The sequence below is a fragment of the Nitrosopumilus sp. b2 genome, from assembly GCF_014078535.1.
Lineage (GTDB): Archaea > Thermoproteota > Nitrososphaeria > Nitrososphaerales > Nitrosopumilaceae > Nitrosopumilus > Nitrosopumilus piranensis.
Map to the genome: position 1 here is coordinate 408,131 of NZ_MU078702.1, position 22,341 is coordinate 430,471.

General features: G+C 32.6%; 28 protein-coding genes. 17 read left to right on the plus strand and 11 right to left on the minus strand.

All coding sequences use genetic code 11. The annotated features are described in order from the left end of the window. Window positions 1–47: 47 nt before the first annotated feature. From C6989_RS02405 to C6989_RS02420, 4 genes are all read left to right on the plus strand, one after another. Window positions 48–242: a hypothetical protein gene (locus tag C6989_RS02405; RefSeq protein ID WP_148702515.1), complete on the plus strand. Its 195-nt coding sequence runs from the start codon at window positions 48–50 to the stop codon at window positions 240–242. Between the two features lie 41 nt (window positions 243–283). Continuing rightward, window positions 284–997, plus strand: coding sequence for a 7-carboxy-7-deazaguanine synthase QueE (locus tag C6989_RS02410; protein ID WP_148702516.1), 714 nt, complete (start codon window positions 284–286; stop codon window positions 995–997). 63 nt (window positions 998–1,060) lie between these two features. Then, window positions 1,061–1,618, plus strand: a complete 558-nt coding sequence (gene folE, locus C6989_RS02415) for a GTP cyclohydrolase I FolE (protein ID WP_148702517.1) — start codon at window positions 1,061–1,063, stop codon at window positions 1,616–1,618. A gap of 40 nt (window positions 1,619–1,658) precedes the next feature. Further along, window positions 1,659–1,913 (plus strand): hypothetical protein, encoded by a 255-nt coding sequence (locus C6989_RS02420; RefSeq protein WP_182126256.1) that lies wholly within the window; start codon window positions 1,659–1,661, stop codon window positions 1,911–1,913. A gap of 3 nt (window positions 1,914–1,916) precedes the next feature. On the opposite strand, the gene C6989_RS02425 is transcribed toward C6989_RS02420, so the two are convergent. The 3 genes from C6989_RS02425 to C6989_RS02435 are packed head-to-tail and all read right to left on the minus strand — an operon-like array spanning window position 1,917 to window position 4,285. Then, window positions 1,917–2,591: a 7-cyano-7-deazaguanine synthase gene (locus tag C6989_RS02425; protein WP_148702519.1), complete on the minus strand. Its 675-nt coding sequence runs from the start codon at window positions 2,589–2,591 to the stop codon at window positions 1,917–1,919. Between the two features lie 12 nt (window positions 2,592–2,603). Continuing rightward, window positions 2,604–3,527, minus strand: coding sequence for a homoserine kinase (locus tag C6989_RS02430; RefSeq protein WP_148702520.1), 924 nt, complete (start codon window positions 3,525–3,527; stop codon window positions 2,604–2,606). Next, a complete protein-coding gene (locus C6989_RS02435; RefSeq protein ID WP_148702521.1) occupies window positions 3,527–4,285 on the minus strand; it encodes an ATP/GTP-binding protein in 759 nt (252 codons plus the stop codon). Before C6989_RS02435 ends, C6989_RS02430 begins: the two co-directional genes overlap by 1 nt. Window positions 4,286–4,413: 128 nt before the next feature. On the opposite strand from C6989_RS02435, the gene C6989_RS02440 reads away from it, so the two are divergent. The 3 genes from C6989_RS02440 (at window position 4,414) to C6989_RS02450 (ending at window position 6,811) form a co-directional block, all read left to right on the plus strand. Further along, on the plus strand, window positions 4,414–4,566 hold the full coding sequence (locus C6989_RS02440) for a hypothetical protein (protein WP_182126257.1): 153 nt from the start codon (window positions 4,414–4,416) through the stop codon (window positions 4,564–4,566). Window positions 4,567–4,656: 90 nt separating this feature from the next. Continuing rightward, complete coding sequence (locus C6989_RS02445; RefSeq protein ID WP_148702522.1) at window positions 4,657–5,673, plus strand: lysylphosphatidylglycerol synthase transmembrane domain-containing protein; 1,017 nt, start codon at window positions 4,657–4,659, stop codon at window positions 5,671–5,673. Window positions 5,674–6,016: 343 nt separating this feature from the next. Next, window positions 6,017–6,811, plus strand: coding sequence for an SDR family NAD(P)-dependent oxidoreductase (locus C6989_RS02450; RefSeq protein WP_182126258.1), 795 nt, complete (start codon window positions 6,017–6,019; stop codon window positions 6,809–6,811). An 8-nt stretch (window positions 6,812–6,819) separates the two neighbouring features. On the opposite strand, the gene C6989_RS02455 is transcribed toward C6989_RS02450, so the two are convergent. The 4 genes from C6989_RS02455 to C6989_RS02470 form a co-directional block, all read right to left on the minus strand. Then, window positions 6,820–7,221: a hypothetical protein gene (locus C6989_RS02455; RefSeq protein ID WP_148702524.1), complete on the minus strand. Its 402-nt coding sequence runs from the start codon at window positions 7,219–7,221 to the stop codon at window positions 6,820–6,822. A 12-nt stretch (window positions 7,222–7,233) separates the two neighbouring features. Next, complete coding sequence (locus C6989_RS02460; protein WP_182126259.1) at window positions 7,234–7,548, minus strand: hypothetical protein; 315 nt, start codon at window positions 7,546–7,548, stop codon at window positions 7,234–7,236. A gap of 154 nt (window positions 7,549–7,702) precedes the next feature. After that, window positions 7,703–8,938: a glycosyltransferase gene (locus C6989_RS02465; protein WP_148702526.1), complete on the minus strand. Its 1,236-nt coding sequence runs from the start codon at window positions 8,936–8,938 to the stop codon at window positions 7,703–7,705. Between the two features lie 31 nt (window positions 8,939–8,969). Beyond that, complete coding sequence (locus tag C6989_RS02470) at window positions 8,970–10,085, minus strand: THUMP domain-containing protein (protein ID WP_182126260.1); 1,116 nt, start codon at window positions 10,083–10,085, stop codon at window positions 8,970–8,972. Between the two features lie 84 nt (window positions 10,086–10,169). On the opposite strand from C6989_RS02470, the gene C6989_RS02475 reads away from it, so the two are divergent. From C6989_RS02475 to C6989_RS02485, 3 genes are read left to right on the plus strand one after another with little or no spacing between them, the layout of a single operon-like run. Next, window positions 10,170–10,895 carry a phosphoadenylyl-sulfate reductase gene (locus C6989_RS02475; protein WP_148702528.1) on the plus strand — a complete coding sequence of 242 codons (726 nt, stop codon included), beginning with the start codon at window positions 10,170–10,172 and terminating at the stop codon, window positions 10,893–10,895. Window position 10,896: 1 nt separating this feature from the next. Beyond that, window positions 10,897–12,039 (plus strand): sulfate adenylyltransferase, encoded by a 1,143-nt coding sequence (gene sat, locus C6989_RS02480; RefSeq protein ID WP_182126261.1) that lies wholly within the window; start codon window positions 10,897–10,899, stop codon window positions 12,037–12,039. Between the two features lie 31 nt (window positions 12,040–12,070). Further along, complete coding sequence (locus tag C6989_RS02485) at window positions 12,071–12,736, plus strand: hypothetical protein (RefSeq protein ID WP_148702530.1); 666 nt, start codon at window positions 12,071–12,073, stop codon at window positions 12,734–12,736. On the opposite strand, the gene nth is transcribed toward C6989_RS02485, so the two are convergent. Next, window positions 12,720–13,370, minus strand: coding sequence for an endonuclease III domain-containing protein (nth, locus tag C6989_RS02490; protein ID WP_148702531.1), 651 nt, complete (start codon window positions 13,368–13,370; stop codon window positions 12,720–12,722). The genes C6989_RS02485 and nth overlap by 17 nt on opposite strands. A gap of 55 nt (window positions 13,371–13,425) precedes the next feature. On the opposite strand from nth, the gene C6989_RS02495 reads away from it, so the two are divergent. Both C6989_RS02495 and C6989_RS02500 read left to right on the plus strand, forming a co-directional pair. After that, window positions 13,426–14,580: an aconitase X gene (locus C6989_RS02495; protein ID WP_148702532.1), complete on the plus strand. Its 1,155-nt coding sequence runs from the start codon at window positions 13,426–13,428 to the stop codon at window positions 14,578–14,580. Further along, window positions 14,577–14,963, plus strand: a complete 387-nt coding sequence (locus tag C6989_RS02500) for an aconitase X swivel domain-containing protein (RefSeq protein WP_148702533.1) — start codon at window positions 14,577–14,579, stop codon at window positions 14,961–14,963. The genes C6989_RS02495 and C6989_RS02500 overlap by 4 nt, the downstream gene beginning before the upstream one ends. Here the strand turns inward: C6989_RS02500 and rqcH are convergent. Beyond that, window positions 14,941–16,887, minus strand: a complete 1,947-nt coding sequence (gene rqcH, locus C6989_RS02505) for a ribosome rescue protein RqcH (RefSeq protein ID WP_182126262.1) — start codon at window positions 16,885–16,887, stop codon at window positions 14,941–14,943. The genes C6989_RS02500 and rqcH overlap by 23 nt on opposite strands. Window positions 16,888–16,990: 103 nt before the next feature. Here rqcH and C6989_RS02510 point away from each other — a divergent pair, with 103 nt between their 5' ends. The 4 genes from C6989_RS02510 to cobM are packed head-to-tail and all read left to right on the plus strand — an operon-like array spanning window position 16,991 to window position 19,604. Next, window positions 16,991–17,464 carry a hypothetical protein gene (locus tag C6989_RS02510; protein WP_148702535.1) on the plus strand — a complete coding sequence of 158 codons (474 nt, stop codon included), beginning with the start codon at window positions 16,991–16,993 and terminating at the stop codon, window positions 17,462–17,464. A 28-nt stretch (window positions 17,465–17,492) separates the two neighbouring features. Beyond that, window positions 17,493–18,083, plus strand: coding sequence for a precorrin-6Y C5,15-methyltransferase (decarboxylating) subunit CbiT (gene cbiT, locus C6989_RS02515; protein ID WP_148702536.1), 591 nt, complete (start codon window positions 17,493–17,495; stop codon window positions 18,081–18,083). A gap of 35 nt (window positions 18,084–18,118) precedes the next feature. After that, on the plus strand, window positions 18,119–18,841 hold the full coding sequence (gene cobI / locus C6989_RS02520; protein WP_182126263.1) for a precorrin-2 C(20)-methyltransferase: 723 nt from the start codon (window positions 18,119–18,121) through the stop codon (window positions 18,839–18,841). After that, complete coding sequence (gene cobM / locus C6989_RS02525; RefSeq protein WP_182126264.1) at window positions 18,834–19,604, plus strand: precorrin-4 C(11)-methyltransferase; 771 nt, start codon at window positions 18,834–18,836, stop codon at window positions 19,602–19,604. Before cobI ends, cobM begins: the two co-directional genes overlap by 8 nt. Here the strand turns inward: cobM and C6989_RS02530 are convergent. Continuing rightward, entirely contained in the window at window positions 19,585–20,340 is a 756-nt protein-coding gene (locus C6989_RS02530; protein ID WP_148702539.1) for a glutamate racemase, read from the minus strand. The genes cobM and C6989_RS02530 overlap by 20 nt on opposite strands. Window positions 20,341–20,445: 105 nt before the next feature. Here C6989_RS02530 and C6989_RS02535 point away from each other — a divergent pair, with 105 nt between their 5' ends. Further along, complete coding sequence (locus C6989_RS02535; protein ID WP_148702540.1) at window positions 20,446–21,096, plus strand: Snf7 family protein; 651 nt, start codon at window positions 20,446–20,448, stop codon at window positions 21,094–21,096. Window positions 21,097–21,143: 47 nt separating this feature from the next. Here C6989_RS02535 and C6989_RS02540 read toward each other — a convergent pair whose 3' ends face one another. After that, window positions 21,144–22,316 (minus strand): glycosyltransferase, encoded by a 1,173-nt coding sequence (locus C6989_RS02540; protein WP_148702541.1) that lies wholly within the window; start codon window positions 22,314–22,316, stop codon window positions 21,144–21,146. Between the last annotated feature and the right edge of the window lie 25 nt (window positions 22,317–22,341).

The window sequence follows — 22,341 nt, forward strand, 5'->3', positions numbered from 1 at the left end:
CAAAAATCATCATAAACTTATTATACATTTTCCAAACAGGATTGAGCATGGTATCTAAAGCAATTACAGTTGGAGTGGGAATTCCAATGATTGTAGTTGGTGCCTTGATGGCCTTGTTATGGGCTCCAATGGAAGGAGATTTCCAAAATCAAATAGAACTTGTTGGAAGTACTATTGGAATTCTAGGAATAGTATTTTTCATCTCTGGATTATTCTACTCAAAAGAACCAGTAATGCATTAGAAACTCATTGAATAAATAATGAAAAAAATTACTATTATTACTTGAAAGTAAGACTATTTGAGATATTTACGTCAGTTGAAGGTGAAGGAATTCTTTACGGTACCAAGACACTTTTCATAAGACTTGCAGGATGCCCCTTTACTTGTTTTTATTGTGATACCAAGGAATCTCTTCCACTTGACTCTGGAACAGAATATTCCATTGAAGAAGCAAATCAACTAATTGACTCTAATTTGAAAAATCAAACATACAAAGTAAATTTCACAGGTGGTGATCCACTCATTCAACATCAAGCAGTAGCATTTCTTGCAAAGCATATTCAAGACAAAAAAATACCTACCTATCTTGAATCCTCATGCTTTGATATTGATAGATTCAATCACGTTTTGCCATTTATTGACATTATAAAGATTGAATTCAAAACAAAAGACTCAGACTTTGTCGACTCGCAACATTATGAAAAATTAATTGGACATACTATGAAATGTCTAAAATCCTCTGTAGATGCAAAAAAAACAACTTACATCAAAATAGTTGTAAGCTCCAAAACTAAACCTGATGATTTTCAAGAACTAGTAAATCAAATCTTTGATATAATATCAAAAGACGACATTGATGGATTTATTATTCAACCAACATATGGTGTTGCAGAGCCAACCCTTGATCTCTTACTGAGTTTGTATGATATTGTTTATCCACATTACATTGATGTCAAGGTTGTTCCTCAATTGCATAAATTTATTGGGGCACCATAGTTATCACCTGCCTGAAAATCAGATTAGGTTCAAATACTAGGAAAAGCGTCTGAAATCATCAAAATGGATAAAGAACGCGTAAAGAAACTTGTCAGAGAATTAATCATTGAAGTTGGAGAAGACCCAACCCGTGAAGGTTTACGTGAAACCCCTGAAAGAATTGCAAACATGTACAAAGAAATTTTTTTGGGATATGACTCTGATTCAGAACTAACCGTACAATTCTCAGAAGACTCTGATGTAGTTGTTGCACGCGATATCCAATTTTATTCAATGTGTGAGCATCATATGCTTCCATTCTTTGGAAAAATTCACATTGCATATTCCCCAAATGGAAGGGTTTTTGGAATTTCAAAATTAGTAAGATTAGTAGAAAAATATGCAAAAAGACTCCAAATCCAAGAACGATTAACAAAAAATATTGCAGATGAACTCTATTCTCAGGGAGTAAAAGGAGTAGTGGTTTTAGCTGATGCAGAGCACCTCTGTATGAAAATGCGCGGTGTTAGAAATGATGCAACACTTTCCTCATCAGCATTTAGAGGAATTTATGAAAATAAAGAGGAAAAAGAAGGTATTATGACTATGATTAGAAAACGTGCCTCTGATTCTTCCTTCTGATATCTGAAAAATTAAATAGCGATTCTATCTCAAAAAAATTATGGATGATGGAAGAAAGATTGCTCACATTCCAAAAGAATCTTGGCCAAGCTTTACTTGGTATGCAATTGAATTTGCAATAGTTCTTGCAATCTGTATGCTTGTAGCAAGAGAAGTTGTTGGAACTCTCACAGAACTTTCACCTGAAATTCAAAACTATATCTGGTGGGGAATTACTGGACTGATCTTCTTAGCCTGGTATATTGGAATAAGAGGATTCATTCTAAAAAAGAAGATTCTTAGAAATAAATACTGAAAATTATTTTAGATATTTTGTTTTGTCTATAATGCCTGCTTTTTCAAATGCAGCTTTTCTGTTATTACATGATTCGCAAACTCCACAATGAAGTTTCTTATTTGAATAACAACTCCAAGTTTTAAAGATAGAATTACCCAACAATTTTTCTCCTTCCTTTAACAAATCACTTTTTGATAATCCTTGTTTGTATGGGGACCAAATCTCTATCTTTTTTCTTAATTTTGAATTAATTCCATCTATCTCACCTTGATTAAATGCAGATTCCAATTTCTTTGCAAAAGTTGGCCTACAATCAGGATAATGTTTGTCTCCAGTATGGGCACCATATACTACTAGGGATGCATTAAGAGTATATGCCCAGGCTGATGCAACTGAGAGAAACACTGCATTTCTAATTGGAACTACAATGGAGTAATCAAACTTGCTTGGAATCTTTCTCTTGGAGCTAGTTAAAACGTTAGAATCACCGTAAAGTTCTTTCATAAAACCAATATCAATAATTTTGTGCTGTTTTAGTCCCAATTTTTTTGCAAAAGATTTTGCAGCAGAAATTTCCATATTTGCCTTTTGTCCATATGAAAAGGTAATTCCATACAACTCATACTTTGACTTTAGAAATGATACTGCACAAACAGAGTCAACCCCGCCACTAAAAACAACAACTGATTTTTTCATAATTCCACCAAATTATTTTCTTTTGTCTGCTGCACCTTTACTTGGCTTGCAGATTACTGTCTGACATTTTGTGTTTGCTGCTGCAAATCCCCTTGACATTGCTGAGCTGATCTTTTTCAAATCTGCAGAACTCTTTGAAAAGGCAATTACAGATGGTCCTGCACCGCTAATTGTAACGCCTAATGCACCTGCTTTTAGGGCATTTTGCTTAACTTTGGAGAATCCTGGAATCATATGTTTTCTCGCAGGTTCCACTATCACATCTTTAATTGAATTGCCAATCAAATCTGAATCTTTTTTCATAAATCCTACAACAATTGCTGATGCATTTGATAAATTCAAAACACTGTCAGTTAGTTTAATTTTTTTTGGAATAACTCCTCTTGAAACCTTGGTCTTCTTTTTTGGGACATCAAGTTTTGGAACAGCTACACACATTCTAAGATTTGTTGGAGGATCTATTCTAATTACTTGTAATGGATCTGTTTTGACAATTACAAATCCGCCTAAAACAGAAGCTGCTACATTATCATAATGCACAGAACCTGCACTAGCCTTCTCACCTGATCCTGCAAACTTCACTAGTGAATTTCCATCCAGTTTTAATCCAAACAATTTGTCAAATGCTACTGCAGTAGCTGCAGCTGAAGCTGCACTACTTCCCATTCCAAATCCTGCCGGAACACCTTTTTTGATTTTTATCTCAACTCCACTTTTTATCTTGAATTTTTTCTTCATATTTTTTACAACTAGTCCTGCAGTGTTATTTTGTGGATTTGTTGGAATGTTGTCATCTGTAACTATCCTAATCCCACTTTTGGTTTTAGTTAGAGTTACTATGTCGTAAAACGCATCTACTGCCAAACCAAACACATCAAATCCTGGACCTAAATTTGCAGTAGATGAAGGTGCCTTTACTGTAATTTTTGATACCACTAGTCTTCTACCTCCTCGCCCAAGTTAAGAATTCTGCTAAGGGCTCCTTCAAGATTGACAAACCCATCTCCTGTAACATTTGAAATTGGAATCAATCCTTGTGCAAACCCACTAAGATTCAAGCCTCTCAAAATATTTGTAGTCAAAGCATAGGTATCACCATCTGCATCTTTTGCAATGGCATTTTCTAATGTACTTAAACTAGTTGACCATTGCAAAATATTTTTGAGATTTGCTCCAATAAGATCAGTCTTTGTTAATACATTGACTGTAGGTAAATTCAGACGTAATCTAATTGACGTAGCAAGAAGTGCAATTGAAACAAAATTTACTGGCGTTGTAATTAATGCACCATCAAAAAGAAAGATATTTGTTTTTTCTTCTGATGTTATGTTGTCTATAAGGAAACGTCCACTAGAACGATATGCAAATAACTCAATTTGACCTGGTGTATCAACTATTAGATAATCAGGATTTACTCTGTTTACTTCGTTTTGAATCTCATCTATTTTTGATGCGATCAAATCAGCTGCCATGACTAATGCTCCATTAGGACCTAGATCGTATTGTTGCATGATAGATACAATATCTACAAAATCTCTTACATCTATATCGCAACTATATGGTAAATTTTCTACTCCGGGATCTAAATTCAAAATGGATGTGAATGCTCCATTCTTTGTGTAGTAATCATATAATTTTGATGACAGTAATGATTTTCCAGAACCTGCAGTTCCAGAAACAAAAATAGTTTTCAATTCAGTCTGGTTCTAAATTTGCTCATATTTCAAACTAGCTTGATTATGATTATGAAAATATCAAATTAGCACTAAAAATCACAATTAAATTCCGTCTGATCTTTAACTAACAAAATTCTTCATTATTTGTGAAGCAAAACGTACTTGAAAAGGAAATGCATCTAAAAGAACTGGTTGTAAAATTATTAAAAGAAAACAATCTCTTAGACTATGAATTACTAGATTCATCATTTAATGAAATTAAAGAAGAACTTCAAAACCACCATAGAAATTCAATTTAGAACAAAACCTGTGCCTAATTCTAGGCGTAAAAAATTCTCTGCAACTGGCTTTCTCAACTTTCATATTTGATTCTTCAAAAAAATTATTAGATGAACTGGAGACTTGCAGCTATTCCTGCCACACTTATTCCAATTTTCATTATAGCTATTCAATTTGATATTAAATTAGAGGATGTGTTAGCAATTGGTTTTTTCCCATTTGTTGGAGCAGTTGTAGCAATGCTAATCAAATTAGGTCTTCAGGGAGTCAAGTTTGCATATATTACCAGAAAGTATCTTGGCAATTTTGACTCTTTTTTGAAATTAACTGGAGTTCGTGTAGGTAGTGAATTTATCAAATTTACTACTCCAATGTTTATTGGCGCAGAGTTTATTGTAATCTATTATTTACACAAAAAGGGAGTAAAACCCTCAAAATCAACATGGATTGCTATCATGGATATAGTCACTGAGGTATTTGCAGGCGGTTTGTTATCTATAATGGCAGGAATAATTGCACTACTCCATGGTGCATATGTAGTTGCAGCAGTAGTTTTGGGGACTAGCATTACTGTGACTGCCTTGTGGATGATTCTTTTCTTCTTGTCTTCCAAGCACACATTCCAAGTTCCCAAAGTCTTTGGAAATCTTGCTAAAAAGTTTGGAAAAGAAAAGGGTGTCAAGTATATTGAGCAGACAAATTCCTGGATGGAAGAAGTATGTACTATGAGCAGAAAGAATCTAAGAACTTCTGAATCAAAAAAAGTCTTTACAGTATCATTTTTGTTTTCACTTGCATCTTGGTCATTTTATGGAATTTCGTTTATGATAATTGCAATGGGAACTGGATATGTGATTAGTGCATTTGATTCTATTATGGCAGTAATGGGGGCAAATGCAATTGGAAATCTTCCAATTACTATAGGTGGTTCTGGTCTTGCTGAATTTGGAATTGTTGCATATCTGAACAATCTAAATCCATTTGATTTTGATATCTCTGAGGGTGGCCTAGCTTGGGATGCAGTGATTGGTTGGAGAATTGCAACATACTACGTCCCAATTGTAGTTACTTGGTTGCTTTTAGTAAAGCTGGCTTTGAGTAGGATCTCAAAACCACAAGCAACATAGAAATAATATTTCCCGATTTTGGGAAATTTGATCTTCATATATTAATGAAATATTATGTAAATATACTATTGAAAAGTCAAATTTTGTTTGCATTTGTTGCATTCACAATTGCATGATTGATAACCCTTGGATTCTACCTTGATGTTTTTGCTTCCCCTGAAGATAATAATGATGCTGATTATGCATGTCCAACTTTGAAACCAATCAATATCTTAAATGGGTAACCAGATCATGATGGAGATTTTGGTATTGATTCCGTAGAAATTGCTAATGGCACAGATCCCTGTGTAATCTAATATTTTTTTATAGAAACCACTTTATCTCTAAATGATCTTTTCAAATTGTGGATTTTAAAAATACTAATGTTCTAATAACTGGTGCATCATCTGGAATTGGACAACAAACAGCAATTGAATTTGCAAAATTGGGTGCCAATATAATTTTAGTTGCAAGAAGAAAAGAAAAACTAGATAAAGTTGCAAATGAATTAGAAAAATTCAAAGTGTCAACACTTGTTTATCCGTGTGATGTATCAAATAAAGTTCAAGTAAAAGAAATGTCAAATACTGTTTTAGAAAAATTCCCTTCAGTTGATATACTAGTGAATAATGCAGGTTTTGCAATATATGGTTCTGTCAAAGATATATCAATTGATGAGATTGAATCTCAAATGGAAACAAATTATTTTGGAATGGTGTATTGCATAAAAAATTTCCTTCCATCAATGCTAAATAAAAAGTCTGGTCATATTATCAATGTTGCTTCAGTTGCTGCAAGTTTTGGTCTTCCAGGAATTGCATCTTATTGTGCATCAAAATTTGCAATGTTAGGATTCTCTGAAGGCTTAAAACATGAACTAATAGATACTGGGGTAGGAATTACTGTTGTAAGTCCAATTATGGTTAGAACAGACTTCTTTGATCATCCCTCATTTGAAAAGATGCCAAAATATTCTCCAACATCACTTAGTTCTAAAACTGTTGCAAAAGCAATTCTAAAAGCAGCAAATTCTTCCAGACTAGAAATTATTGTTCCTTCTGTAGTAAGAAGTGCTGTTTGGCTAAAGCATACATTTCCTTATTTCATAAACCCTATTCTTGGAAAGTCGTTCAAAAAGCAATTAGATTCTGTAGAGTGATTCCAAGTTCATTCTTCAGCATCATCTTCGGCTTCACTAGAGCCTACATCTAACAATTCAAGTGACTTTAAATCAAATTGATAAATTGCATTCATTTCTATCTCTTTTTCTTTTATCAAGTATTCTGAGACTTTTTTGCTAAGTGGTGCTTTGTGTTGGTCAAAAACAAATTCGTAAACTTCTCCTTTTAACAAATTATCCATTTTGATACTTTTTGGAACATCCATAGTTACTATATGTCGTCCATCCTCTACAGCATCATACAATTGAACATCAATTTTGTTATCTTCATAATAAAACTCTAAAATATATCCAGATTTTTTTAATTCTTCAGGTTTTTTGAATTTTGCATTCTGAATTTCATCTGTAACCCATTCAGGAATTTCATCTTCTTTCTTCTTTTTTACCATAGTAAAATCACTCTAGTTTTCAGCTTTTTCTTTCTTGCTTTTTGACCACCATTCTAAATAGTCATCATGTTTGTCATCACGGGTTCTTTCTTTTTGATTTAATCTGAATCTAATATCTGATATCTCTTCTCTTGTAGCATAAAGGCCACATCGCTTGCAGATGAAATGTCTTCGATTCTTTTCATCCATTTTCATTGGAATATCAATTTCATCAAATAATTTGAACAATGCATCTCTGCTCCTGTCTTCTTCTTCTGGAAAATCTTCCATATACTTGGCTTCAATCTTCTTTTTCTCTCTTGATGTACATTCTGGACAGTTAGGCACTGATGATTTGGCTTAATTTTTTCCATAAAAGCGTTCCCACATTGTTAATTGATCGATATACATCTGACACGCGGATTTTTTCATCATCCCTTTCGGTCCGTTCGCCCATCGAAATCCCGCGTGCCAGATGAAGCCAAATTCTAAAAATAATGTATTATCTCTTTTCTTCTAAGGTTTGAGCCGCAATCTTTGCTGAATTTTCTGCTCCGTTAGGAACAAAATTCTTTGAAAATTCCTTCAAATTCCCTTCAAATTCCTCATAATCTTCTTTAATTTTGAAAATCCCTTCAATAACCTGCTTTGTTTTTGTAGCTAGTATTCCTAGGTTCTTTTCTTGAGCCCATCTTATATTATTTGTATGCTCATCATAAATTGGGATTCCAATAATTGGTTTTGATCTTCCACCCATAATTTCACCCATTACAGTGTGGGAGCCATTAACTACTGCATATTTACAAAAATCTAATACTGTATACTTTTCTTGCTCTGAAAGAAATCCAACATCAATTTGAATCCAATCTATTTTTTTATCTAATGCATCTGATATGGAATATTCATTTCTATCCTCTCCAATCACTCTATCAATTTTAGGATCATTTCTTGCATGCGAAATTATTCTTTTTTCTTTTTTCATCTCGTCTTGATCAAATACTTCCTCATATCTCTGACCAGTTCCATCATTTGTTGATTTATTTCCTGTTCTCATCCAATAACCATATTCATTATTTTCAATTAATTTTTCAAGATCAGATTTTTTAACTTTGTTAATTTTTTTGGTATTTGTAAAGTGCCCCACATAGGTTACCTTATCTTCAGCTTCTTTTATGAAATTTAAATTGTATTCACACATTGTATAAGGGGGTGGTGAATCCGCTACAAGAATTTTTGACGCTTTTAAAATTTGTTTTGCAACAAAAATTAGGGAAGGATACAGATATGATCTAGAACTGTATAGTCTGGGTCTAAATTGATTTGTTATGAATAAACTCGGTATGTTTCTATTTTTTGCTAATATGTTAGAGCCCATATCACCATCATTTATCACTAAATCAAATTTTTCTTTGTTGTAGAGCTTTCTTTCTTCTTTAAGATAATTTGCAATTTGTCTAACAAGTGGTGGATTTTTTGAAATTGGTAATAGTAAATTCATCAACGACATTGAAACACTTGGTCCAAACTTTCCATCAATTGGAGTCGGCATTAAAATTTCATGAATTTTTTCTCTTTCATTTGGAAATTTTTTTAGTAATTTTTCATAAACATGATCTTTACTTGAAAAATGAACTTCAAAATCTTCTTTAATGTGATCACCGAGTACCTCATTTAGCCTCATCATTCTAGAATAATGACCACTTCCCCATGGGTAGATGAATTCTCCTATTTTGAGCACAATATTGGAATCAAATATGCCGTTTAAATTCTCAGTGATTTTCTTCTAATGAATCTAAAATGTCATGAACATTGTTTGGTCCTGCCTGAATCGAAATCAATTTTTTTGTTTTTAGGGCATTTTCTACCTCTTTTTTTGCAAAAGATGGAATTTCATTAGAACCAATTGTAACAATTTTTTCTAATTTCTTGATGCTTCTCTCTAATCCAATTTCTTTTGCTTCATCAAACAAACTTGTATCTACTCCAGACAATGGAATTAATGGAATTTTTTTCTTTGAAAATACTAGTCTTATTGAATTATCTAGAAAATCTGATGAAAATACTAGTGGTGATAAAGCCAATGATATTCGTTTATTTGGAAATTGTAACATTATTTCTAAAATTGAATTTATGTATGTCAAATAATTTTTGACACCATTAGGATTTATTTTCAGATGAAAAAATTCTAATTCAATTTTTTCTTGTACTAATCGTGGAATGATTTGGTTAAGGACTTTGATTAGATTCATCAATTCTGATTTTTGTCGATAACAGACAATTATTTTTGTATCATAACCTTGCTTTATTGTTTCATAACAAGAGACTGCAGACAATTCATCATATATTGCACAAATTGTTTTATGACTTTGTGATTGATATGGAATTCCACCCTTTCCTTTATCTGAAAAGATACAGATGTATGCATGATTTTTTGTAAGATATGTATACAATAACTTGTCATAATTTTGATCAGTTCCTGGGTGGGCTCCTAGTTTTGATTTTTTTTCTATAATGTTTGATGTTGCAGCAATCTCTACATCTTTTGCAAGAAATCCTCTTGATGATCCCTCCACTCTAACTAAAAATTTTTCTCCTCTTAATAGTAAATTGCCTCCTATAGAAGTAATTTCTGAAACAATATCTTGATAATTATTTTTTATTTTTCTTGCTATTGCAATCTCTTTTATTCCAAAAAGCATATTGATTGCGGATGATGCAAAAACAGGATCATTGGCATCAACTAGAATAATTTCTCCATCACGTTTTACAGACTTGAATTGTTGATTTTTTATCTTGAGGATTTTTTTAATATTTGAAATTAATTGCGGAATTTTATTTTTTGAAAATATGGTTGGGAAAACTACTACATAAGATGTTTCATCCATCTTTTCTATTTGAAAATCTACTTGTTTATAATTTAGGATTAAACTTCGGGTAATCAATATAAAACAAATGCTTCAAATGAATATGTGACTAGATTTACGCAAGAACAAGTAGATGAACTCAATTCAAAGATAAAGACTGCTCAAGAGGCTCTTCAATGGACATCAGATAATCTTCATCCTAAAGTCGCAAAAGCTTCCAGCTTTGGTGCTGAAGATGCAGTTGTAATGGATATGATGTTAAAGATTAATCCAGAATTTAGATTCTTTACATTAGATACAGGACGATTGCCTCAAGAGACATATGATATTATGGATGTTTTGAGAAAAAAATACAATATTACAATAGAAGTACTATTTCCTGATACTAAAGAAGTTGAAGACATGGTAAAAGAAAAAGGACTAAATTTATTCTATGAAAGTGTTGAAAACAGAAAGCTTTGTTGTGAAATACGTAAAGTACACCCAATGAACAAAATGTTGAATACTCTTGATGGTTGGATTACTGGATTAAGGCAAGAACAAACTAAGATTAGAAAAGATGTAACAATGTTTCAACTAGATCATGGACATGATGGTATCCTCAAGATTAACCCAATAATTGATTGGACATGGGATCAGATTCAAGAACATATAAAAAAATATGATCTACCATACAACAGCCTTCTTGACAAAGGCTATCCTAGTATCGGGTGTGAACCATGTACCAGACCAATCAAGTCTGGAGAAGATATTAGAGCAGGAAGATGGTGGTGGGAACAAGGAGAACACAAAGAGTGTGGCCTTCATATAGAGCGTAAAAGAGCGGATTAGTATGTCAGAAAGTAATTCAATCAAACCACACGGCGGAGTACTAATTAATAGAATTTCAGATGTTGATCCCACTGGATTATTCTCAATTACAATTTCAGAAGATTTAGCAAATGATGTTGAAAATATTGCAGATGGAATTTTTAGCCCCTTGGAAGGATTTTTGGGTCAGCAAGACTTTGAGAGTGTTGTATCACGAGGAAGATTGGCAAATGATTTAGCATGGACTATTCCTATCGTACTAGATGTTGATGAACAAACAAGCTCTAAAATGAAAGATTCAGGCAAGGTTCTACTACAAAACCCTCAAGGAGTAGGAGTTGCAGTGCTAAATGTAGACGAAGTCTATACTTTTGATAAAGAAAAAACATCTCAAGGAATCTACGGAACAATTGATTCTTCTCATCCAGGCGTTGCAAAAACAATGTCAATGAAAGATTATCTTGTTTCAGGAAAGATTGATTATATTCAGAGACCTGAAGACTCTGAGATTAGAAAATACAGACTAACACCAAAACAAACAAGAGAAGCATTTGCACAAGCTGGATGGAAAACTATCTGTGCATTTCAAACAAGAAATCCTCCACACGTTGCACATGAGATGTTACAAAAGACATCAATTACAACAAGAGATGGAGTTTTTGTAAATCCTATTATTGGAAAGAAAAAGTCTGGTGACTTTGTTGATGAAGTTATTGTAAAATGTTATGAAACCATGATAAAACTATACTATCCAGAAAATAGATGTCGTCTTGGAACCCTACATACTGAGATGAAATATGCTGGACCAAAAGAAGCAATTCATCATGCAATCATGAGACAAAACTATGGATGCACTCACATTATTATTGGTAGAGATCATGCTGGCGTCGGAAAATTCTATGAACCATTTGCAGCTCAAGAGATCTTTTCAGATTATCCTGAACTAGATATTGCTCCAGTATTCTTCCCACCATTCTTCTACTGTAGAAAATGTCTTACATACACAACACCAAAGGCATGTCCACATGACAATGATGACAAAGAGCAAATCAGTGGAACTGCATTAAGAGAGATGATTCAAAACGGGCAAGCGCCTTCTGAATTCATTTTAAGACCAGAAGTTGCTCAATTAATCCTAAATCATCCAAAACCTTTTGTTGATTAACTATTTATTCAATCAGACTTGGACTAGCTCAATGAGATATCTATTTGTAATAATTTTACTTTCTGTAATTTTTGCTACTCCTGCATTTGCACAGGAAGTTAATCCTTCATTAATTATTGATACGATAGAGATCCCTGCCCAAGAATTTAACCGCATTTTACGTGATGCGCCTATTGTTCAACTAGATGATGTTCATGCAGTAAGCTGGCAAGTAACAATTGATAACAATCTAATTTATGCAAATCCTAATGGAAATGCAGTTTTTAGACTCTATGATGCTAACTCGGAAGATGAATTCATCGAAGTAGGAATGGGTTCAATTCCTGATAACAAGTTCTGGGTTGCAGTACAGACTCCAAAAGAAGGATACATTGTTGTTCATAGTGACTTGGAAAGAGGTTGGTATCCACAAGCAAAATCAATCATATCATTTACTGATAGAGCTGGACTTACTGTAAATAATGGAGCAAGAATCGTAGTTACTAATCTAGACATTGGAGAATTTGCAATTGGTTCTTACTCTGTACATGGAATGGAAGGTTCTACTGATCCTCCTGCAGTTAATTCAGGAAGTCTAGTTTTAGAGTTTTTATCTGGTGATCCATCAAAGAATGCATTTGCAATGTTTCCATTTTATGTTGCAGCAGGCATTGGAGTAATAGTTGGTGTGTTGTTTCTAACTAAGAAACGTTCTTAGATTTGTAAAATTTACAACTTTTTTTAATCTTACATACATCACACATTGGTGAAATTGGCTTACAGATATTTTGGCCATACATTACAAAAGTATCGTTAATATCAATCCAAAATTTTTTATCTACTTTTTTCATTAACTCTTGTTCTGTTTCTTCAGGATTCTTTGTTTCAACTAGTCCAAGTCTATTTGAAATTCTATGAACATGAATATCAACTGGAATTGCTGGTTTTTCAAATGCATAAACTAGGACACAGTTTGCAGTCTTTCTTCCTACTCCTGGTAATTGTACCAAAATATCTAATTCCTCAGGCACTTTACCATTGTATTTTGAATCAATTATCTTTGCAACTTCAATAATTCTTTTAGATTTTACATGATAGAAACCAATTGGTTTTATTATTTTCTCAATGTCTTTTAGTTTAGCATTTGCAAGTTGCTTTGGATTTTTGTATTTTGAGAATAATACTTTGACTACTTTGGTTGTACTTTCATCTTTTGTTCTTGCTGAAAGAATCGTTCCTATCAATATACTAAATGGACCCGTTTCAGCATCATGAAGATCCCTAAGTGCAGTTATTCTTGGTGTTTTTATAGAATTCATTGTATCCATCATTTTGCTTAGAATTTTTTCCATTTTCATATGAAAAACTACGTACAAGTATTATAACTGTAAATCCAAATCATTCTCATTGGAATTAACTAGAGAAGAAGAATCTGCACTAAAAGGTGAACAAGGTGAGATTATGGAAATGGCATATAGAATTCTTGTTGCAACCGGAGAGGCAACAGATGCTGAAAAACTAATCCCAATCGAATGGACTCATCTTTCAGGAGTAAATTATAACACAATTGGTGATGCAGGAGAGGAATTTCTTTCTAGTATTAGCAAAGATGCTAGAGTCAAAGTAAAAACCACTCTGAATCCAATGGGATTTGATATTGATAATGTGTCTAATTATGGATTAGATGAGAATTTTATCTCAAAACAACTTTCTATTAGAAATTCATATGAGACAATGGGCGTGATCCCATCTTTTTCATGTATTCCTTACGAAATCTTTGATATTCCAAAAGTTGGAACTCAAGTTGCTTTTGCAGAAAGTAATGCTGCAATACACGCAAATTCTTATGATAACTTGAAAACAAACAAAGAAAGTGCATTTAGTGCTTTAGCTAGTGCACTAACTGGAAAAAGTCCATACTCTTCATTACGAAAAGAAGACTCACCAAATGTATCAATTAGAATGAATGTAGACAATCCAAATGAGCTTACATATGGGATGCTAGGATATTTTGCAGGCAAAGTTGGGGATATCTCTGTAAATATTTCTGGTCTAGGTGAGATGGATAACCGTCAATGCAAGGCAATGTGTGGTGGAATGGGAACATCTGGAACATGTGCCAAATTTATTTTTGGAGAGGATGATTCTGATTCTGAAAAAATAGATTTTGATGAAAAAGCCATGCAAAATGTTCATGATGAACTAAATACATCAGAAAAAGGCGATATCATTACACTTGGAAGTCCACAATTAGGATTAGAAGAAATTTCAGAACTTGCTGGAAAATTAAAGGGACGCTCTTTTGAGAAGAGATGTATGATATTTACTCCCAGAACCATAAAAGAAAAAGCACAAAAAATTGGTTACACAAATGAATTAGAACGGGCTGGTTGTGAAATTCTATCTGACTGCTGTACTTGTCTTACTCCTTTGATTAACAAAAATGATGTTGATGCTGTTACAACAAATAGCATCAAGGGCGCATTTTATCTAAAAAATTCTAATGGTGTTGATGTAAATTTAAAATCACTATCTCGAATCATAGAAGATGAGACAAGATGAAGGTTCTAGTTTCAGGAAAAGTTGAAGGAGTTGTTCTAAAATCAAAAAATGCTATTAATTTTCTAGGTACTGTTGATAAGAAAACTGGAATTATCAGTGACAAAAATCATGATCTATATCAAAAATCAATTAAAGATACAATCCTAGCTTTTCCTTCAGGTGTTGGAAGTAGTGTTGGTGCATATACAATTTACTCTATAAAATCAAATAATACAGCACCTCTTGCAATGATTTGTATGAAAGCAGATCTTACAGTAGCTACTGGATGTGCACTGGCAAATATTCCACTAGTAATTTTATCTGATGAAGAATTTTCATCAATTAATGATGGAATGAAATTATCACTTGATACTGATTCTGTTAATCCAATTCAGTATCAATGAAATTTTGAATATCTGCTTCCCCTCTGCCGACATCTTTTACTTGACTCTTTCCGGCAGGCATAACACGTACAAATTCATCAATACTAATCTTCTTTGTAATCTCTTCGTGAATCTTTGTGAATTCTATTCTAATTTTCTTTGCAGCATCTACCATTTCAATTCCTTGAGGCTCAATAATTGCATAACAGATTGAATTTTTCTTAATTGTTTCAGGAGGGCCACATGTTAACGCATAACCCTCTTCTTGTGGGATTATTCCTACAGCTAGTTTGAGATTTCCACTTTTAATGAAATTTCTTTGTCCTTCAATTGTAAATGATCCTTTTGGAAGGAATTCTCCACTAGGGGCAGATTTTTTTACTTGATCAGGATTAACCCAATATGCACTAACACCATACATTCCTTCTCTCCAAGCCCGACTAAAACAAACTGTGGCATGTGCAACTTCGTTCATACTAGTATCAGGTGCATTTTGTGCATCTTTAATAATAAAAAACGGTGACCCAAAAATATCACCATGAAAAATTTTGTCATTTTTTTCCAAATGTTTTCTTACAACAGCCGAGTTTGATGCAGCATCTCTGCCACCAATTACCAAGAAACCATCAGTTGTATGGAACCATCTATATCTTTCATACCAATTTTTCTTTCTTATTTCTGAAACTAGAATTGAATCTTTCTCAGACTCTGTTTTATTTTGTAATTTTTCTAATTTTTTCAAAGTTTTAGACTTGATTTCTTCAATTGAATTAATTGCACTTGATTGTTTTTTTGCTTCATTAAATAACGTAGATGCAATTGATTGAAGAGATGCTTTAGTGTTTATCTTTATTTTTTCATCTTGAATAACAACTAATGAAATTCCTTTTTCGCTGATCAATTTTGAGTTATTCTTTGCCAAAATTTCTTGTGCAACTGCATTTTCAATTGATGTAATTCCTTTTGAAATCATTTCAAATAGAGAATTTGCAACATTGGTAATGCTCTTTGATCTCTCTTTTACCGTCTGAATTGCCTTTTCCTGTTCAGAAATTTGAGTTTGAAGTTCTTTTATCTTCTTATCAGAACCACTTGATTGAATTGATTTTCCTTTTTCTACAATGTTTTGTGTAAAAACAGTATCAAGCCCCTCAATGAAGCTATTTACTTTAGTAATTTCTGCTTTAACTTTTCCAAGCTGAATTGGAAGAACTTCTGTTTTTTCATTTCTAACAATTACTGGATTATGATTTTCTGAAACTATGTCTGAAACAACTTTTCTTGTAGTTCCAAATATTTTTTTAATTTCTTCATTTGTTAAAAGATTTCCTATTTTTTTTGGATCAATATTTGTCATTTCAAAAATCCCCTCAACGTATTTTTTTGGTAAACCTAGCGTACGTCCAAACCATTTTGCTGCAACTAGATCTGTTGTTTTAATTCCTTCAAAATCATTTTCTGATAAATTGAAAATATCTAATCCACTTTGAGGGGGTTGAACATATTCTAATCCTACACTTAACTTTCTATGTCTTACATCAATTGAATGTTGTAGTGCAAGAATCTTCATTTCATTATTACAAAGTAAAATATTCCCATCTCCAAAAAATTCACCAACCAAAACAAATTCTTTTCCAAATCCTTCAAAAGTAAAATATGCTATTCTCTCAGCACCAATTTGTTCTATTTTCTTTAATTTTAATCGAAGAAGATCACTACGCAATCTTTTGAGTAGCTTGTTTGGTTCTACCTGATCTATTTTTACTTTAGTTAACCAAATCCCATAAGTTGAGATCATCATGAAGAGATCACTCTTTTCGGTATGGTGTAGTTTGAAGAGTATACTGTCTTTTGTTATTCCATAGATATTACTAACATAGTAATCTTCAACTTGTTTTGAAATTTTATCTACCAAATATCGTAGTTCAATTCCAGATAATGTCATGTCTATCATATTTTACATCTAAAATTATACCCTTGCTATGACGTGCTCAATTTTTGACCAAAGATATTAAACATGGTTTGCTTGAGACACGCTAGAAATTTAATTGGCCAAATTCAAAAAGAAAAAATCAAAACCCACACCTGAGCCTGAAGACTCTAAAAAAGAGTCTAAAGAAGAGCCAGTTGATATTCCTGAAACAGAAAAATCTGAATCTACCTCAGAACCATCAAAAGAGCCTTCAATAAATGAAGCTGAGAAAAGTGAGAAAGATAGAAAATTAAATAAATTGTTTTGGATGCGTATTGCTCTTGCAATTATTGCAGGTACTGCAGCAACCTTCATCTTTGAAGACATCGAAGGTGAAGAAAGAAGATGGGCATCTATTGCATTTATGATTATAGTATTCTTTGGAACAATAATTGTAGCTAAAGGAATGAAGATGCAATTACCATCATCAGACAGGAAGAAAGTTGTTACACAAGCAATTGGCAGTTATGTTTTCTTGTACTTGTTTACATGGATTGTGACTTATACACTAGTTCATTCTGGAAGTGTTTCTACTGGAATTAATATCTAATAGAATACTGCAAACGGTGACAATCTAAATGTGGAACTATAAAACCCCTGGAATTCCTGATGAAGAATTTGAAAGGACAGAAAAAGTTCCCATTACAAAAGAAGAAGTAAGATCTGTTCAAATTTGCAAAGCAAGACTACAACCAGGTCAAATTGTCTATGATGTTGGTTGTGGAAGTGGTTCTATTTCTGTAGAAGCAGCACTACAAGTTGAATCCTCTGGAAAAATTTTAGCAATAGATTATGATCAAAATGCAGTAGACCTAACAAAAAAAAACTTACAAAAATTCAATTTATCAAATGTTTCTGTAATATTTGGAAACGCTAAAGAAAAAATTTTAGAACTTGAAGAAGCTGATGCAATATTTGTTGGAGGCACTGGTGGTGATACTAAAGAAATTGTTGAATTGGCAGAAAATAAACTAAAGAAAGACGGAAGAATCGTAATTGGAATAATCCTTATTGAAACATTATATTCTGTATTGCAGGTTATGGGCAAATTACGGTTTAAGGATGTAGATATAACTCAAGTTACCATATCTAAGAGTAGAAAAACTACTACGGGGACTATGATGCTGGCAAGAAATCCTGTAACTATAATTTCTGCAACTAGAGTCTAATCTAGCTTTTAATTGGGATAAGAATCAGTCATTTCATGCCTGGATTAATAGGAATTGGAGTGGGTCCTGGAGATCCTGAACTTCTTACAGTAAAGGCTGTAAAGGCAATTCAAAATGCTGATATCATCATGTGTCCTGCCTCAAAGGAAGACAGACCTAGTATTGCATTCTCTGTAGTTGATTCTATTATTGATAAATCAAAGAATCAGGAAATTGTTAAGCTAATCTTTCCTATGACTAAAGACAAAGATGTTCTTGAAGAAACTTGGAAAAAAAATGCAAAGATTATGGCACAAACAGTACAATCAGGCAAAAATGTTGTTTATCTAACAGTAGGTGATCCATTTCTATACAGTACTTGGATATACATGCACAAGGATTTAACAGAAAAATATCCTGAAATGAAGATTGAAGTTATTCCCGGAATAGTTTCAATGTTTACATTTGCATCAAAGGTCGGTGTAAGTATTGCAGAAGGTGCCGAGAAAGTTGCAATCATCCCATCTTGTTATGATCTAAGTAGTGTTAAAGAAATAGCAAAAAATTCTGAATCCATGATATTTTTAAAAGATGGCAGATATTTTGATCAAGTAATTAATGTTTTAAAAGAATCAGGATTTCCTGATAATTCCATTTTTGCAATAGGACAAGATTTGGGAACAGAAAATGAAATAATTAGAAAGATGACTCTAGGTGAAGTAAATGATGACACATTGACTACAAAATATTTCTCTATTCTGGTGGTAAAACGTGTCTGATGTATTCTTTGTTGGTTGTGGACCAGGTGATCCAGAACTAATAACAATCAAAGCAAAAAAATTAATTCAAAAAGCAGACGTTGTTGTCTATTCTGGATCTCTGATTCCTGAGCCCATTTTGAAATTATGTAAAAAAGGAAAACTCTATGATGCAGCTGGAATGATCAGAGAAGAAATTTTTGATGTATTGTACAAAAACGCAAAAAAGGATAAACTTGTTGTAAGGTTACATGATGGTGATCCATCAATCTATGGTGCTATCAAAGAACAGATTGATAATCTTACCAAAAAAGAAATAAACTCTATAGTAGTACCCGGAATTACTGCATTCTTAGCCTCAGCAGCTGCTCTTGGAACACAACTAACTCTTCCAGGAGTAACTCAAACAATTATTGTTACAAGAGCAGAATCTAGAACTAAAGTTCCAAAAAGAGAAAAAATTTCAGAACTTGCAAAACATAAAGCAACTTTAATTTTCTATCTTAGTGTTCATTTAATTTCAAATTTGGTTAAAGAAGCAATTGCAGGTGGATACAAAAAGAAAACACCTGTTGCTATAGTGTATAGGGCAAGCTGGAAAGATCAAAAAATCATTAAAGGAACACTTGGCAATATTGCAAAAAAACTCAAAGAAGAAAAAATTACTAGAACTGCCATTGTAATAATTAGTGATGTGATTGATCCTGAAACATATGAATATTCTAAATTATATGATAAAAAATTTAGTCATGGTTATCGAAAAGCTAAAAAGACAAAAAATTAACTTTATTTTTAATCCCAATTTTTAATAATTTTGATTGAAAGTTTTTTGTATTTCCAGAAGTAAAAATTTTCAAAGAATTATTTTTTGATTGCATATTTTTTGTTTTTGAAAATATTTTTTGTACTACAATGCTTCCTGAATCTATAAACTGTACATTTGGAAATTCTTTTTCTAGATATTTTTTTAAAAATGGTAAATGCGTGCTTGATAAAGTAACAACATCAATTAAATTCTGATCAAGTATTTGTAATTCTTTTTTGATAATTTTTTTACAATAATTTTTTTCTGTTAGAAATTTTCCTGATTCAACTAAATCTACAAGTTTTGAACCATTTATCTTAAAAATTTTAAAAGATTTTGGAATATTTTGTCTAATGTACTGTGATAACCCTTTACTCTTTATGGCAGACTCTGTTGCAAGTATTCCAATTTGCTTTGATTTTGTAATTTTTCTTGCTTCTTTTAATGGTGGCCTTACATCAAAAATTCTTGGTGTTGATAAATTTAACATGAGACTTGGTGTATTTGATGCAACAACTATGAAATTTGGTGAAAACTCTTCTAACAATTTGATTGATTGCTGGATAATCTTTTCTAGTTGAGCCCGAGATTTTTTACCATATGGATAACTTTGCTGGTCAGCAAAATAGATGATTTCTGATTTGAATGCTCTTTGTATTTGACAAATAATGGATAATGAGCCTAATCCTGAATCAAAAACTGCAATTTTGGCCACAACATTATCACAAGAATCTCAGAATAATAGTTTGTTAGCTAATTTTACCCAAAAACTGATCTAAATTTACACCTTGCATTAAGACTAAATTTCTAAATCCAAATTATGCCAAACTTCGATAAGACTTGGGCTCGACAAGAGACCCAAAGCGTAACTGGCAAACTCCGAGAAGCAGTAAAGCCTCAAGGTGCATTAAAACCACGAATTCAAACTGCAGTAAACAAACTACAGATCCAAATCTCAAAAATGGACTCTATGTTAGGCAAACTGCACGAAAGAGATGCGCAACTCTTTCAGAGAGTCGTGACTGCAATGCAGCAACATGATACTAGCACAAGTAGAGTTTTGTCTAACGAATTAGCTGAAATTCGTAAAGTTACAAAGATGCTCGGCAATGCAAGAATGTCATTAGAACAAGTCCAACTAAGACTCACAACTATTCATGATCTTGGTGATGCTATGGTGGCAATTGGACCAGCAATGTCTACAATGAAGGGATTGAAGTCATCGCTGGGAAGATTTATGCCAGAAGCAGACTCAGAATTGAATTCCATGACACAGACACTCAATGGACTTATGATGGATTCACTTGCAGGAGACTCATTTAACATGGAGTCTGATGTTTCTAGTGAAGAAACAGACAAGATCCTACAAGAAGCATCTGCAGTAGCTGAGCAACAGATTGGTGATAAATTCCCATCTGTCCCATCTTCAACTGGACTTTCGTCAGGAACCTCTACTTCTACCTTTGAGTAGTTGGGAAAAGACGTAAGTTATTCTTTTTATTTTAATTTCTTTAAAAATCAGTTTAGTAGTTTTTCTTTAAATGTAAATTTTTTGTTTAATACAAAATTTCCAAATGCTGCAGTAATCACTGCTAAAATTAATGCCAATGGGTATGAAATTTCTGCATTGTCTACTAGAGTAAATACCATCCCTAGTTGAACTAAAGCGCCCAATGAACTAAACATTGCAAACTTTCCATATTGAGAAACTGTCTTCTTAATTCTAAAGTTTCTATCTCCAAATGTCCATGCTTTGTTTAAAATAAAATTAGTTGTAATTGATGCAATTATTCCAATCACATTTGCATGCAGATACCACATATCAGAAATTCCACCTGCAAACAGTAATGAAATCATGTAATTTACTATGAATCCTGAGGCACCAACTGTGTAAAATCTAGCTGCTTTTGATAGAAATTTTACTGAGGAACGTTTTTCTTGTTTCTCTACTGGTTTCCCATATCTATATAATTTCCAAACCGACTTGTAATAATCCAATATAGTTTTCATTCCTAATTTACTGGAACCAAATTCTCTATCTTGAAATGTATATGGAACCTCTTTGATGTTTACTCCTTTTGTTTTTACTAATATTTCTAAAAGAAACTTGTAACCTATGGCATCAAAATTTAATCCTTTAATGATATTTCTTTTAAATGCAAAGAATCCAGACATTGGATCTTTGGTATCTATTCCTAATCCTTTTTTTGCAATCAATGTTGCAAATTTACTAATAATTTTTCTCTTAAACGACCAACCTTGAATCTTTCCACCATTAATGTACCTTGAAGCAACTGCAATATCATATTGATATTTCTTTATTGACTCGATTAATTTTGGAATAATTTGTGGAGGGTGAGAAAAATCACTATCCATTATTACAATGGTATCTCCTTTTGCTTGTTGAATTCCATTAAGAATTGCTGAACCTAATCCTTTCTTTGCTTTTCTATGGATAACTTCTATTGTATAATCCGCCATTTTTTTGACATTTTTTAAGTAATCTTCAACAATTTTTCCGGTTCCGTCAGGTGAATTGTCATCTACTATTATGGTTTGAGTAACAAAATTTTTTGGTAAATTATCTTTAATTGATTTTAAAATTTGTACAATATTTTGAGATTCATTATAAGTTGGAATTATTATTGAAATCTGAGCATTATTTTCTTGTATATTCTCACTTGATTGCATTTACTCGCCTCAAAATTAAATTGCT

Bases quoted from the DNA above. Each gene is read 5' to 3' on its own strand.
- cbiT (WP_148702536.1), top strand. From the start codon at position 17,493: ATGTGGAACTATAAAACCCCTGGAATTCCTGATGAAGAATTTGAAAGG.
- C6989_RS02485 (WP_148702530.1), top strand. From the start codon at position 12,071: ATGAGATATCTATTTGTAATAATTTTACTTTCTGTAATTTTTGCTACT.
- C6989_RS02535 (WP_148702540.1), top strand. From the start codon at position 20,446: ATGCCAAACTTCGATAAGACTTGGGCTCGACAAGAGACCCAAAGCGTA.
- C6989_RS02540 (WP_148702541.1), bottom strand. From the start codon at position 22,316: ATGCAATCAAGTGAGAATATACAAGAAAATAATGCTCAGATTTCAATA.
- folE (WP_148702517.1), top strand. From the start codon at position 1,061: ATGGATAAAGAACGCGTAAAGAAACTTGTCAGAGAATTAATCATTGAA.
- C6989_RS02405 (WP_148702515.1), top strand. From the start codon at position 48: ATGGTATCTAAAGCAATTACAGTTGGAGTGGGAATTCCAATGATTGTA.
- nth (WP_148702531.1), bottom strand. From the start codon at position 13,370: ATGGAAAAAATTCTAAGCAAAATGATGGATACAATGAATTCTATAAAA.
- cobI (WP_182126263.1), top strand. From the start codon at position 18,119: ATGCCTGGATTAATAGGAATTGGAGTGGGTCCTGGAGATCCTGAACTT.
- C6989_RS02500 (WP_148702533.1), top strand. From the start codon at position 14,577: ATGAAGGTTCTAGTTTCAGGAAAAGTTGAAGGAGTTGTTCTAAAATCA.
- sat (WP_182126261.1), top strand. From the start codon at position 10,897: ATGTCAGAAAGTAATTCAATCAAACCACACGGCGGAGTACTAATTAAT.
- C6989_RS02420 (WP_182126256.1), top strand. From the start codon at position 1,659: ATGGATGATGGAAGAAAGATTGCTCACATTCCAAAAGAATCTTGGCCA.
- C6989_RS02455 (WP_148702524.1), bottom strand. From the start codon at position 7,221: ATGGTAAAAAAGAAGAAAGAAGATGAAATTCCTGAATGGGTTACAGAT.
- C6989_RS02445 (WP_148702522.1), top strand. From the start codon at position 4,657: ATGAACTGGAGACTTGCAGCTATTCCTGCCACACTTATTCCAATTTTC.
- rqcH (WP_182126262.1), bottom strand. From the start codon at position 16,887: ATGACATTATCTGGAATTGAACTACGATATTTGGTAGATAAAATTTCA.
- C6989_RS02470 (WP_182126260.1), bottom strand. From the start codon at position 10,085: ATGGATGAAACATCTTATGTAGTAGTTTTCCCAACCATATTTTCAAAA.
- C6989_RS02425 (WP_148702519.1), bottom strand. From the start codon at position 2,591: ATGAAAAAATCAGTTGTTGTTTTTAGTGGCGGGGTTGACTCTGTTTGT.